At 39.5% G+C, this 12,700-nt stretch carries 13 protein-coding genes; 9 read left to right on the top strand and 4 right to left on the bottom strand.

Annotated features, from left to right (window positions below; translation table 11 throughout):
- Window positions 1-17 precede the first annotated feature (17 nt).
- Entirely contained in the window at window positions 18-260 is a 243-nt protein-coding gene (locus NST66_RS19610) for a hypothetical protein (RefSeq protein ID WP_033579816.1), read from the bottom strand.
- A 123-nt stretch (window positions 261-383) separates the two neighbouring features.
- On the opposite strand from NST66_RS19610, the gene NST66_RS19605 reads away from it, so the two are divergent.
- Together NST66_RS19605 and NST66_RS19600 are read left to right on the top strand one after the other, a co-directional pair.
- The gene (locus NST66_RS19605; RefSeq protein ID WP_165573659.1) at window positions 384-551 is read left to right on the top strand and encodes a hypothetical protein; all 168 of its coding nucleotides are present in this window, start codon (window positions 384-386) and stop codon (window positions 549-551) included.
- A 116-nt stretch (window positions 552-667) separates the two neighbouring features.
- Window positions 668-1,153 (top strand): metal-dependent hydrolase, encoded by a 486-nt coding sequence (locus NST66_RS19600; protein ID WP_013084711.1) that lies wholly within the window; start codon window positions 668-670, stop codon window positions 1,151-1,153.
- A gap of 36 nt (window positions 1,154-1,189) precedes the next feature.
- On the opposite strand, the gene NST66_RS19595 is transcribed toward NST66_RS19600, so the two are convergent.
- The 3 genes from NST66_RS19595 to NST66_RS19585 all read right to left on the bottom strand — a co-directional run bounded on the left by NST66_RS19595 (window position 1,190) and on the right by NST66_RS19585 (window position 4,062).
- Window positions 1,190-1,648, bottom strand: coding sequence for a sensor histidine kinase (locus NST66_RS19595; protein WP_340843657.1), 459 nt, complete (start codon window positions 1,646-1,648; stop codon window positions 1,190-1,192).
- An 84-nt stretch (window positions 1,649-1,732) separates the two neighbouring features.
- Complete coding sequence (locus NST66_RS19590; RefSeq protein ID WP_340843656.1) at window positions 1,733-2,395, bottom strand: PAS domain S-box protein; 663 nt, start codon at window positions 2,393-2,395, stop codon at window positions 1,733-1,735.
- 239 nt (window positions 2,396-2,634) lie between these two features.
- The gene (locus NST66_RS19585) at window positions 2,635-4,062 is read right to left on the bottom strand and encodes a cryptochrome/photolyase family protein (RefSeq protein ID WP_445326389.1); all 1,428 of its coding nucleotides are present in this window, start codon (window positions 4,060-4,062) and stop codon (window positions 2,635-2,637) included.
- Window positions 4,063-4,227: 165 nt separating this feature from the next.
- Here NST66_RS19585 and NST66_RS19580 point away from each other — a divergent pair, with 165 nt between their 5' ends.
- From NST66_RS19580 to NST66_RS19550, 7 genes are all read left to right on the top strand, one after another.
- Entirely contained in the window at window positions 4,228-5,016 is a 789-nt protein-coding gene (locus NST66_RS19580) for a hypothetical protein (RefSeq protein ID WP_340843654.1), read from the top strand.
- A 251-nt stretch (window positions 5,017-5,267) separates the two neighbouring features.
- The gene (locus NST66_RS19575) at window positions 5,268-5,960 is read left to right on the top strand and encodes a copper homeostasis protein CutC (RefSeq protein ID WP_014458532.1); all 693 of its coding nucleotides are present in this window, start codon (window positions 5,268-5,270) and stop codon (window positions 5,958-5,960) included.
- Between the two features lie 262 nt (window positions 5,961-6,222).
- The gene (locus NST66_RS19570; protein WP_033579844.1) at window positions 6,223-7,587 is read left to right on the top strand and encodes an aspartate aminotransferase family protein; all 1,365 of its coding nucleotides are present in this window, start codon (window positions 6,223-6,225) and stop codon (window positions 7,585-7,587) included.
- Window position 7,588: 1 nt separating this feature from the next.
- Window positions 7,589-9,109, top strand: a complete 1,521-nt coding sequence (locus tag NST66_RS19565; RefSeq protein ID WP_155007685.1) for a pyridoxal phosphate-dependent decarboxylase family protein — start codon at window positions 7,589-7,591, stop codon at window positions 9,107-9,109.
- Window positions 9,087-10,841: an IucA/IucC family protein gene (locus NST66_RS19560; protein WP_155007686.1), complete on the top strand. Its 1,755-nt coding sequence runs from the start codon at window positions 9,087-9,089 to the stop codon at window positions 10,839-10,841. The genes NST66_RS19565 and NST66_RS19560 overlap by 23 nt, the downstream gene beginning before the upstream one ends.
- Window positions 10,838-11,431: a GNAT family N-acetyltransferase gene (locus NST66_RS19555; RefSeq protein WP_028415137.1), complete on the top strand. Its 594-nt coding sequence runs from the start codon at window positions 10,838-10,840 to the stop codon at window positions 11,429-11,431. Before NST66_RS19560 ends, NST66_RS19555 begins: the two co-directional genes overlap by 4 nt.
- Complete coding sequence (locus NST66_RS19550; protein ID WP_049166069.1) at window positions 11,410-12,699, top strand: lysine N(6)-hydroxylase/L-ornithine N(5)-oxygenase family protein; 1,290 nt, start codon at window positions 11,410-11,412, stop codon at window positions 12,697-12,699. Before NST66_RS19555 ends, NST66_RS19550 begins: the two co-directional genes overlap by 22 nt.
- Window position 12,700: the final 1 nt, after the last annotated feature.

The following is a 12,700-nucleotide window of genomic DNA, read 5'->3' as shown; positions in this document are numbered from 1 at the left end:
CCTGCGAAATCACTTTTTTAGTAATAGTACACGTGGGGAATTTGTGCATGGATTGATTGAAAATTCATGAATGAAAAACAAAACTCCTCAAGAGTACAGCATGCAAGGTCTTCGCAATCGTGAGAATTAAAAAAATCTTCTAGTATAGTTGGTTCGGCGTCTTTAAATAACCAGTGGTGATCAACATCTTCAAATTTGCCTCGATAAACCTCGCTCAGTCCATAAAAGTCAAATATATCTTCCAACTGCTTTTGGTGCATAGACATCCCTCCTCTTCTTAGTATAAGAAAAAGAAAGAGATATTAAACAAGCCGTCATACTACTTTGTTTTTTTGAAAAAATCTCGTATAGTTAATAGTAATGACAAGCAAAGGAGTTTCGGCATGTTTACATATATTACGTTATTTGGTTTTCTTGGATTCGCTGTGTATTCGAGTACGTGGATTTATTCCATTGTCAAAAAAGATGGAAGAGCAAAGAAAAATGGAAAGGGTACTCTTATTAGTTTTCTTGTGATGCTTATCGGGTTAGTCGGTATGCAGTTTACATAACTATAGATTATTTTGACATTTTTACCACCTTCACTTATAGTTAACGTTGGGCGAACATATGTATGATTTTGGTTACGGTGCTTGCCTTAAGTTGAAAAAGAAAGAAGGTGGCATATTTGAGATATCACACACATATTGCAACATCGATTGCTGCCGGTGCCGGTGTGGCTATAACAGGAGACGCTTCGTTTACATTTCCTTATGTTGTAGGCATTGCGATTGGAGCGCTGCTTCCTGATATAGATGAACCAAATTCATATATTGGTAGAAGATCTCTTGGTCTTGCAAAAGTCATTAAATCTATTTTTGGACACCGAGGTATCACGCATTCTATTCTTGCAAGTGGACTTATTTTTTATTTACATACGATGTATAACAACGATTTTACATTAGGGATAGCCTATGGATACGCTTTTCATATTCTTGGAGATTTCTTTTCTAAACGAGGGGTACCTTTTTTCTCTCCTCTTAGCAAGAAGAAGTTTAAGCCTCCTTTAACATATGAAACAGGTGGTGGAGCAGAGACTCTCATCTTTTACCTGGCAGTGATAGGAAGTTTCTATATGCTTTATAAGTATCAGCTGTACACCCAGCTGTTTTAAAGAAAGAAGCCATCTGAGTAAATTAGATGGCTTCTTTTACACTTCTACCACATAAAGTTCAGGCGTTTTCATAGGCAGGGTAATGGTAATGCTTGTGCCGTCATTTTCTTCACTTGATACGTGGAACAACCCATTATGCTCGTTAATAATTTTGTTGCAAATGGTTAGTCCCAGGCCTATTCCTCGTTCTTTTGTTGTATAAAAAGGCTCTCCTATATGAGGGATACGCTTTGAGTCAATTCCACATCCGCTATCTTTTATCACAATGCATAGCGTTTCTCTAGCTGATTTTTCAATCGATACAGCCAGCTTGCCGCCGCTTTCCATAGAATCAATGGCATTTTGTATAATATGAATAAATGCTTGGGTTAGCTGTGTTTTTTGCCCACTAATGAGCAGGGGATATTCTTTTGGATAATGGCGAATGATGTGGATGTTTTTGACTTCGGTAACCGGTTCAAATTGCTTTAATACCTCATCTAGCAAGTCTGTCATAATAAGGCTTTCTGTATATGCGTACTCTCGTTTAGCTAAGCTCATAAATTCTGCGATAATATGTTCAATTTGTGAGAGTTCGTGCTAAATGAGATCTCGATAAACCATTGTTTCTTTCGGCTGCTGTGTCTCACTGAACAGTTGTATAAACCCTTTAATGGTTGTCAAAGGATTTCTAACCTCGTGTGCGATACTTGCAGCAAGGTGACCAATGACAGAGAGTTTTTCTGAATTCTGGATCTTTTTCTCTGCTTGTCTTTTCTCTGTTACGTCTCGTGAGATAAATACAAACCCTTCGATTTCTCCAGTAGCTGTGATAATTGGAGCGCCTTTACATTCTAATAAAACGATGGTGCCATTCACGTGAAACTTCCGGTATTCAAATGTGGAGGCATCTTTTGTTTTGCTCATGTTAGCTAAAATAGTCGAGATTAGGTGCTTGTCTTCAGGATACGCATTGATAAGCACATGTTGTCCAATAAGTTCATCAGGATAAACCCCTAATGTTTTAGCGTAAGAAGGAGAAGCGTATTCATAAATGCCATCTTCAGTAATAGCACATACTAAATCATGGGTATGAGATAAAATAGCTTGATGCTTTGGTTCATTGTCATCGGCAATGATTCGATCTTTTAATGGATAAAAAAGCTGATCTTCTTGGTTGGTGAAGGTGTGACGAACTTGAGTGCCGCACATTCTGCAAAAATTATAATCTTCCTTATAGTTACAAGAAGGACAAACGGGCATCGAATCACTCCAATCAGATCTATGCAGTGAGAGAGTTCTCAAGCACATATAATCATTATTATATATTCAAATTATAGGAAAAAATATGAAAAATCAAATGTGCTATAGAGAGGGAAACTGGGCTTGAAAACCCTATAAATGGATTTCAAATACATGTTTTTAGTTGCGAATAGATGCGAAATGGGAATTTTTACACATTTAAAAAATCAAGACATCAAATAAGAGGTGAATAATACCTCTTATTTGATGTCTTGATAATGCTCTAGCGCACGCTCTCTAGCTGCTTTATGATCAACAATTGGAGTCGGATATGTTTTATCAAGCGTAACGTTTGCTTTTTCTAATACGTCTGCTGGAGCCTCCCAAGGTTTATGAATGTAGGAGGAAGGCAGATCTCTAAGCTCTGGAAGCCACTTTTTAATATATTCTCCTTCTTTATCAAATTTTTCTGATTGAGCAGTTGGATTAAAGATACGAAAATATGGCGCGGCGTCTGCTCCCGAGCCTGCAACCCACTGCCAGCCCATTGTGTTGTTAGCTAAATCTGCATCTACTAAGGTATCAAAAAACCAATTGGCTCCGTGTTTCCAATGAATTAAAAGATGCTTTACTAAAAAGGAAGCAGCTACCATTCGAACTCGATTGTGCATAAAACCTGTTTCCCACAGCTCCCGCATTCCGGCATCGACAAGGGGATAGCCGGTTTTTCCATTTTTCCAAGCTTGAAGCTCTTCATTGCCGTCCGCCCACTGAAATTGCTTGAATTTTTCATTCAGCGGTTCACTTGTAGTGTGTGGGAAATGATAAAGCAGCTGATAAGCAAAATCTCTCCATACAAGTTGACGAATAAACATTTCAGCTTGATGGTCAAAGGCATCAGAGCTTACTTTTTCTGCTTTAGTTCTCAAATAATGATAAAGGACTCGAGCTGAGAGCTGTCCTGTAGAAAAATAAGGAGATAGAAATGAATTTAATGCTTCAGCGGGAAAATCTCGTCCTTTTTCATAGTGAAGCAACTTCTTCTTTAAAAACGTTTTAAAGGCATTAACAGCGCCTTTTTCCGTAGCTTCCCACGTCGACTTAATCGTTTCGTCCCAGGGGATGCTTGGAAGTAAATCGAGATCTGAGACCGAAAGAGATTCAATTGGTTTAGAGAAGGCCTGTATGGAAGTAACTTTTTTTACAGCAGAAGATACGGCATGTTTTTGAGCAGCTTTATAGTAAGCTGTAAATACTTTATAAGGATCTCCATTTTCTTTTGTGATTTTCCAAGGTTCATGAAGGAGAAATCCTTCAAATGTGCGAATATTTATTTGTTGCTCTGAAAAAAAAGCTTGAAGCTCTTTATCTCTTTTTAGCGCATATGGTTCATAGCGTCTGTTCCAATAAATATCTTGCGCATTCGTTTCATGGAGTAATTTTTGCAACACATCTTTAGGGTTTCCTTTTTGTACAATTAGCGTTCCTTGTATTTGTTCGATCGAAGTTTTAAAGTCATTTAGCGCATGGTGAAGCCACCATTTACTTGCACTTCCCATTGAGTTTTCTTCATGGTCGTCATGGATATAAACAGGTACAACCATTCCTTCTTTAGCTGCGTGAAATAGAGCTGGGTTATCAACCAGCCGAAAATCTTTTCGAATCCATACGATAATGGTTTTATTCATCATGTGCCACCTTTCTATCTGCAATTCGCCTCGATTATAGCTTTTTTCTCATACGTTCTACAATTTTGAATGTGTAGAAGGCCTATTTTCTTATGGACGAATTTCAGATTGATGGTAAAAAGAATAACGTAAACAGAGTAAGAGAATGGGAAGGAGCCCTTAAAAATGAGAAATTCGTATGGAATGAAACAAACCGGACAACCGATATCCAATCCATATATGCAAGCAGCACCTAAGCCTGCTAAAATGCCGCCGATGCCTTCTGCAAAGGAAATGCAGGCAATGCCGATACAAGAAGGCACAAAGCAAATGCCGATGCACGGAGAAATGCCGCCGATGAAAGACGGAATGCCGTCGATGCATGGCGGAATGAGTCAAATGCCAACTATGCAAAAAGACATGAATCAAATGCCAATGTACGGAGAACTACCGCCAATGCATGGAGGGATGGATCAAATGCCCATGAAAGACGGAATGGCGCCAATGCATGGAGGGATGGGTCAAATGCCAATGCATGGAGGAATGCCGCCAATGCACGGAGGGATGGGTCAAATGCCGATGCAAGGTGGAATGCCGCCAATGCACGAAGGAATGTGCCAAATGCCGATGCAAGGTGGAATGCCGCCAATGCACGGAGAAATGGGTCAAATGCCGATGCATGGAGGAATGCCGCCAATGCACGGAGGAATGGGTCAAATGCCAATGCAAGGTGGAATGCCGCCAATGTACGGAGGAATGGGTCAAATGCCGATGCAAGGTGGAATGCTGCCAATGCACGGAGGAATGGGTCAAATGCCGATGCATGGAGGAATGCCGCCAATGCACGGAGGAATGGGTCAAATGCCGATGCAAGATTGCGGATGCCGCGATGTCTCAGCACCCGTTGGTCATCAGCAGCCTCATTCTTTAAATGAGTGGATGTTCATGCAACAAACAAATCCACGCTCTTTTTAATAAACCCTTTACCCTAGATAAAAGGGATGTATTTTTGGATCTTTAGTATAAATATAGAATTTTATTAATTGAAACGTCATGAGAAAAAGAATAGTTCTTACTCTTTTTCCATGACATTCAATTTTTTGAAAATATTAATCACATCTTTTGGGTGTTTTCTTACATAAGAGAGTTTGGTAGAGTTTTTTAAGTATAAATACAGGGAAAAGAAGGCAAAAGCTCTATATTAAAGGGGAAAGGGTGTTTTTAGAATGATATTAGAAGTCACAGCTGCAACCTTGCATGATGCTAAAGTTGCCCAGGAACATGGTGCCGATCGTATAAGTCTTGTAACTGGAATCGGTGAAGGCGGCTTAACCCCAAGCTACGGTTTGATGAAAAAAGTGAAAGAAACGATACATATCCCAATATTTGTGATGATTCGTCCACATAATCAATCTTTTCAATATGATGAAGATGATTTGCAAACAATGATTGAAGATATTCACTATGCAAGAGAAATTGGCATTGATGGAATTGAAATTGGCTGTTTAACAGAAGACAAAATTATCGATGAGCAAGCTTTAAAGCGACTGCTGGATGCGGCAGGAGAAATGAACGTAACGTTCCACTTAGCATTTGATGAAATCAGTGATCAAGAAAAGGCGCTTGAAACGCTTTTAAGCTATAAGCAAATTCAGCGTGTCATGACTTCAGGAGCGGATAAAAGTGCGCTAAACGGTATTCCTCATATTAAAAAGCTGTTAAGAAGAATGAAAGATAAAGATATTATTTTAATCGGGACAAAAGGGCTGAAGCCTGAAAATCTTCAAGCGTTCTTATCCGTTACTCCCGTGAAAGAAATTCGTATTGGTTCAGGGGTTCGAGTAAATTGTCAATATACGAAACCGCTTGACCCAAGGAGTGTAAAAGCTGCAAAAGAAACGATGAATAAGCAAAAGTAACAGAAGTGCTACAAGAAATTGTAGCACTTTTTTATTTGGAAATAGAAAGGGACTTATTACATAGTTTTCCCTAATTGGAAAACAACATAAAACTCTTTTAACCCTTGATACACAAGAGAAATACTGAGTTTTTACGACTGTAGAGTGAAATAGGAATAATTTCATATTTTCAGAATAATTATTGACAGTGATAATCATTATCATTTATTGTTGTAATTGTTAATGAAAATCATTATCAATTGAACAAACAGGAGGATATGATATGTCAACGTCAACGAAACAACTTACATCAAACGAAATGCTGCTTGCTATGCAAAATGAACGAGAATCCAATGCAAGATCTTATCCTAGACGCCTTCCTATTGCGATTAAGCAGGCAAAAGGCGCCGTGATCACGGATATGGATGGAAAAGAGTATATTGATTGTTTAGCAGGAGCCGGCACACTTGCTCTTGGTCATAACCATCACGTAGTTCATGAAGCAATTCAAGACGTTTTAGCAAAATCTATTCCTTTACATACATTAGATTTAACAACGCCTGTAAAAGAAGCTTTTATCGATGAAGTGTTCGCTAGTTTGCCGGAAAATTTCGCAAACAAAGCGAAAATTCAGTTTTGCGGTCCCACTGGAGGAGACGCAATTGAAGCGGCTTTGAAACTTGTGAAAACAGCAACAGGCAACCGAACGATTTTATCTTTTCAAGGGGGATATCACGGCTCCACACACGGAACATTAAGCATCAGCGGTACAACGAGTCCAAAAAAGCACATTCATGCGCTAGTGCCAGATACACATTTTTTACCCTACCCATATGAATATCGCTGCCCTTTTGGCGTAGGTGCTGAAGGACACACGTATATTAGTACATATATTGAAAATATGCTGGATGATCCTGAGAGCGGAATTGTTACTCCTGCCGGTGTTGTAGTAGAAATTGTACAAGGAGAAGGAGGCTCTGTTCCAGCACCGATTCCATGGTTAAAAGAGCTTCGTCGAATTACAAAAGAACGAAATATTCCGCTTATTGTGGATGAAGTTCAAACTGGAATTGGACGAACAGGAAAACTGTATGCATTTGAGCACGCTGATATCGAACCAGATGTATTAGTACTGTCTAAAGCAATTGGAGGAAGCCTTCCATTATCCGTTGTTCTGTATGATAAAAGGCTTGATCAATGGGAAGCAGGTGCACATATCGGCACCTTTAGAGGAAATCAGCTTGCAATGGCTACAGGACGGGCTACTCTGCAATTTATAAAACAAGAAAACTTACCTGCGCATGCTCACGAGTTGGGAGCCTACATTCAAAGCCAGCTAAGACATATTCAAAAGCAAGTATTGTCGATTGGAGATGTACGTGGAAGAGGTTTGATGCTGGGTGTTGAAATCATCGACGCGACAAAGCCGGCTAATAAAATCGGCAGTCATCCTGCAAACGGTGAGTTAGCTAAGCTGATTCAAAAAGAATGTTTTAACAGAGGCGTCATTTTAGAAGTCGGTGGAAGGCATGGTGCTGTTATTCGTTTGCTTCCTCCATTAATTTTAACGAAACAACAAACGGATGAAATATTAACGAAATTTGAAGAAGCGGTAAAAGCAGCAGAAGAGAAGTGGGTGAATAAATAGAATGGCACCGTTTGAAAAGTGGTTTTTATCATCATCAAAGGAAAGCCTCGAGAATTATGAAGCGATGATAGGCGGAATGACTGAGATGATCAAACGTCACTACTATGAATTAAAGTCCGCTTATACTCACATCGACGTTGAAGAGTTGTCAAACTTAGTCAATCGTTCTGTCTATTTTAGCAAGCACGAACAGCCGCTAGAAGATTTATTTGATAACGTACAAGCAGTAGTGATGAATCATTCGCTTCATATTTCGCATCCCGGAGCAATGGCGCACTTGCATTGCCCTCCGATTATACCCGCTCTTGCTGCGGAAGTGATGATTTCTGCTTTGAATCAATCTATGGACTCGTGGGATCAAAGTCCGGCAGCTACGTATATAGAAGATAAAGTGATTGATGAGTTAACACAACAAATTGGTTATCCAAGCTCATCTTCAGGCATTTTTACAAGCGGAGGGACGCAGTCAAATTATATGGGACTCCTGCTTGCTCGTAATGAATATTGCCATTCTGCCTTTTCAATGGATGTTAGTAAAGAAGGCTTACCGTTCCAAGCTAAAAAACTGCGGATTTTCTGCTCGGAAAAAGCGCACTTTACGGTGCAACAATCTGCAGCTCAGCTTGGGCTGGGCATGCGTGCAGTGGTGAGTGTAAAGTGCAATGAGCAGCATGAAATGGATATAAAAAGCTTAGAAGAAGCAATACAGGAAGTGAAAGCTCAGGGCAACCTCCCTTTTGCTATTGTAGCAACGGCAGGTACAACAGATTTTGGCAGCGTAGATCCTCTTTTTGAAATAAGTGAGCTTGCTAAAAAAGAAGGGCTCTGGCTCCATGCTGACGCCGCTTATGGAGGAGGGCTGCTGTTTTCCCATAAGTACCGTGAACGCTTACAAGCTCTTGAACAAGCGGATTCTATCACGATGGATTTTCATAAATGGTTTTATCAGCCTGTAAGCTGCGGAGCATTTTTACTGAAAAATTCAGCTATGTTTAAACACATTCAGCTTCATGCAGATTATTTAAATCCTGAAGAAGATGAGCATGTGCACTTAGTAGACCGCAGCATTCAAACGACAAAGCGGTTTGACGCCTTGAAGCTCTGGCTTACTTTCGGTGCAGTAGGTGCAAATGAATACGGAGAAATGGTTGACCACACGATTGAAACTGCTAAGCAAACAGCTGACTACTTACAAAAACAAAGCAATGTAGAAGTGTTAAATGACCCTTATATGAACGCGGTTGTCTTTCGCTATGTACCAGATATTTTATATAGTGATTGTCAAAAGCATCAGCATTATGAAAATAGGTTGAATCAGCGTATTCAGCAGCACTTATACGAAAAAGGCACGTTTATCATGGCAAAAACAAAGCATAAAGAACGAGTCTATTTAAAACTAACGATGTTAAATCCTATGATTACATTTGATTCTGTTGTCACTCATTTAGAGGAAGTTGTTGCTTTAGGCAAACAGTTGGAGAAAAAGGAGGAGCGATTACGTGAACGCTCAGTTATCGGCTAATTTTATTACGATGCAAAACATTATTAATTGCTATATTCGAGAGACAGGTAAGGGAGTATGGGAGTCCGTTTCAGAAATAAAAAGTGAGGAAACGCTCGTTCTTAGACTAGAAAAACAGCCGGTAACTCTTTACTTTCCAGTAAAGTACCGCTCAGCCACCGGACGTCACTTGTTCTTTTCAAACTTTTCTTATCGTATTCAGCAAGAGGAGATTAAGGAGTTAGATATCGTCACTCTTTTGGCCTTTCTTTTAAAAGAAGTAACGGATCATTTAGTACAAGTAAATGAGCTAATTATACGTGTTCTATTAAGCTATGAAAATATGAAATTATTCATTGAAAAAAGGCAGAAAGAGTTAGAGACGTGCTATAAATGGGACAAAACGTTCTTAGAATCTGAACAGTCCCTGCTTATTGGGCACCAGCTGCATCCAACACCTAAAAGCCGCCAAGGGATATTACCTGAAGAAGAAGAGGTATTTGGACCTGAAGTGAACGGGGAATTTCAGCTTCATTATTTTAAAGCGCATGCATCTCTCGTTGCAGAACAGTCCGCTGGAAATCAAACCGCTTCACAGCTTATTAAAGAGCAGCTGAAAAAAGATAAGACGGTTTCTGAAGAATTCATACATTCTTATTGCCAAGCGGACGATTATTCACTTATACCTATGCATCCGCTGCAAGCTCGTTATCTTTTAGGAAAAGAAGAAGTGTGCCAATGGATTCAAAAAGGCAGGCTTGCTTATCTAGGGCCACACGGTCAGCTGTTTTATCCGACTTCGTCTGTTCGAACCGTATACAGTAACAATGCAGATGTGATGTACAAATTTTCCATTCCGGTAAAGATCACTAATTCACTGAGAGTGAACAAACGCAAAGAATTAAGCAGAGGGGTAGAAGTTAGCCGTTTATTGCAAAAGGGATTACAGGCGGAGCTTCACGAAAATCATCCGGCTTTTCAAGTAATTGAAGACCCTGCTTACATCACGCTTGGAGAAAAGGAGCTTGGATTTGAAGTTATGATTCGAAGCAATCCTTTTCAAGGTAAGCAAGGGGATCGTACAACACTTCTAGCCAGTTTGTGTCAAGATCATGTGTTTGGAGAAGCTTCTCAAATTGAAAATATTATTCATCACATTGCTGCAAGTGAAAATAGCACGACTGAAGATGTAAGCAAGCGCTGGTTTAAACGCTATTTAGACGTATCTTTTCATCCTATGATGTGGCTTTACACTCAAAAAGGAATTGCGCTGGAAGCTCATCAGCAAAACTCCGTTATTAAACTTGATGAAAACGGATATCCATCGGTGTTTTACTACCGCGATAACCAAGGCTATTACTTTATGAAATCAAAGGAACAAGAGCTTCGCAAGCTGCTTCCTTTCTTAAACGGAGAAAGCGATACGGTCTGTGATGACGCTGTAGCAGAAGAAAGATTTCGTTATTACGTATTTTTTAATCATATTTTAGGATTAGTTAACGCTTTTGGTGCAGCTGGCCTCACTCAAGAATCAGATCTGCTATTGATTTTGCGACAAGAGATCGAGATGTACAAAGAAAAAGATCATACAGGGCTTGTTTCATCAATGTTAGAAGAGAAAGTGCTTCCTTGCAAAGCCAACTTCTTAACGCGCGTTCATGATATGGATGAGCTGGTAGGATCTCTTGAAACACAGTCTGTTTATGTAAATGTCGAGAATCCATTGTTCGAATCTGCAGGTGTACGTGTATGAAATCAGCCTTGCAAACGCAGTATCCATTTATGATTCAGCAAAAGGAGCAGAGCATTACCTTTCGCTCTGTTTCTTTTGCAAAAGATTTCGAACGGCTGTACAAGTGGATGCATGAACCGCATGTTATTCCGTATTGGAATTTAAATATTTCAAAACAGGCGTACGAGCAGCATTTAAAAACATTTTTAGCTGATTCTCATCAAAAGCTGCTAATCGGAGAAATTGATGGTGTACCTATGAGCTATTGGGAATCTTATATGGTTGAAGGTGACATAATCAGTAACTATTATCCTTATGAAAAAGGAGATCAAGGAATTCATTTATTGATTGGAGAACCTGCTTTTTTAGGAAAAGGCTATATTTATCCGCTCCTTCTTAGTTTGCTAAAGCATAAGTTTAACGTAGCAGACACTGCTAAAGTAATAGCGGAGCCAGATAGACGAAATGAAAAAATGATTGCAGTATTTAAAAAATGCGGGTTTCAATTCATGAAAGAAGTGTCGCTGCCTGATAAAACGGGTGTACTGATGAAATGTGAAAGAGAAGTATTTGAAAGAAGGTGGAGCGAATGGAACAACGGGACATTTTAGACGTAATTGGAGTAGGAGTTGGTCCATTTAATTTAGGATTAGCCGCTTTAATTGATAAAAAAGATTGTACATATAAATGTTTTGAACAAAAGAATGAGTTTAATTGGCATCCAGGAATGCTTTTAGAAGGTACAACACTTCAAGTGCCGTTTATGGCAGATGTGGTCACGATGGTGGATCCGAAGAGTCCATACACGTTCTTAAATTATTTGCATGAGCATGAGCGCTTGTATCAGTTTTATTTCTTTGAAAAGTTTCATATTCCGAGAAATGAATACAATCACTATTGCCGCTGGGTAGCGAGCCAGCTGAGTGGGCTTGAATTTAACAGCACAGTAAAAGAAGTAAAAATGCATGAAGACGCTAAGCCTTACTACGAAGTAACAGTTGAAAAAGAAGGAAAGCTTTATACCTATTACAGCTATCATCTTGTTACTGGAGTAGGTACGCAGCCCGTAGTGCCAAGAGACTTTCAAACAGTGGCAAGCGATACGTTTTATCACTCCGCTCATTACAAAATGAAGCGTCAGCAAACGCTGCAGGCTAAAAGCATAACCGTAATTGGCTCTGGTCAAAGTGCAGCTGAAATTGTCTATGATTTACTTCAACAGCAGCCTGAGTTTGAGTATAAGCTGAATTGGTATACGCGCTCAAAAGGTTTTTATCCAATGGAATATTCAAAGCTTGGCCTTGAACATTTTTCACCGGATTATACCCGCTATTTTTACAGATTGCCCGAAGAGAAAAAAGAGAGCGTTTTACGAAATCAAGCTCTCCTCTATAAAGGAATAAGCTTTGAAACAATCGGGAATATTTATGATTTGATTTACGAACGAACAATTGGAGGAAAAGAAGTGCCTCTAACGATGCGCGCGCTTACGGAACTTGCAGGCGTTGAAAAGATAAACGATACACATCTTCTGACTCTTCACCAATACGAGCAAGACTCATTTGAAAAAGAAGAAAGTGAAATTGTCATTATGGCTACTGGCTATCATGCAAAAGAGCCTGCTTTTATGGAAGGTTTAAAAGAACATGTACTATTCGATGAAAAAGGCCAGCTGAAAATTAACGAACGCTATCAAGTTGAGATGAAGAAGAAAGGAGCCCCGCTATTTGTGCAAAACGGAGAGCTTCATACACACGGAGTTGGAGCACCGGACTTAGGTTTAGGCGCTTATCGCAATGCTGTTTTGATTAACCAAATTGCAGGCAAAAGCGTGTACAAAATATATAAAAATACTGTTTTCCAAAAGTTCGGATTTTAAG

It is taken from the genome of Priestia sp. FSL W8-0524 (assembly GCF_038005965.1).
In the GTDB taxonomy this organism is placed as follows: domain Bacteria; phylum Bacillota; class Bacilli; order Bacillales; family Bacillaceae_H; genus Priestia; species Priestia zanthoxyli.
This window is presented reverse-complemented; position numbering and strand designations above follow the sequence as displayed.

Bases quoted from the DNA above. Each gene is read 5' to 3' on its own strand.
- NST66_RS19610 (WP_033579816.1), bottom strand. From the start codon at position 260: ATGCACCAAAAGCAGTTGGAAGATATATTTGACTTTTATGGACTGAGC.
- NST66_RS19605 (WP_165573659.1), top strand. From the start codon at position 384: ATGTTTACATATATTACGTTATTTGGTTTTCTTGGATTCGCTGTGTAT.
- NST66_RS19595 (WP_340843657.1), bottom strand. From the start codon at position 1,648: ATGACAGACTTGCTAGATGAGGTATTAAAGCAATTTGAACCGGTTACC.
- NST66_RS19590 (WP_340843656.1), bottom strand. From the start codon at position 2,395: ATGCCCGTTTGTCCTTCTTGTAACTATAAGGAAGATTATAATTTTTGC.
- NST66_RS19585 (WP_445326389.1), bottom strand. From the start codon at position 4,062: ATGAATAAAACCATTATCGTATGGATTCGAAAAGATTTTCGGCTGGTT.
- NST66_RS19580 (WP_340843654.1), top strand. From the start codon at position 4,228: ATGAGAAATTCGTATGGAATGAAACAAACCGGACAACCGATATCCAAT.
- NST66_RS19575 (WP_014458532.1), top strand. From the start codon at position 5,268: ATGATATTAGAAGTCACAGCTGCAACCTTGCATGATGCTAAAGTTGCC.
- NST66_RS19570 (WP_033579844.1), top strand. From the start codon at position 6,223: ATGTCAACGTCAACGAAACAACTTACATCAAACGAAATGCTGCTTGCT.
- NST66_RS19565 (WP_155007685.1), top strand. From the start codon at position 7,589: ATGGCACCGTTTGAAAAGTGGTTTTTATCATCATCAAAGGAAAGCCTC.
- NST66_RS19555 (WP_028415137.1), top strand. From the start codon at position 10,838: ATGAAATCAGCCTTGCAAACGCAGTATCCATTTATGATTCAGCAAAAG.
- NST66_RS19550 (WP_049166069.1), top strand. From the start codon at position 11,410: ATGGAACAACGGGACATTTTAGACGTAATTGGAGTAGGAGTTGGTCCA.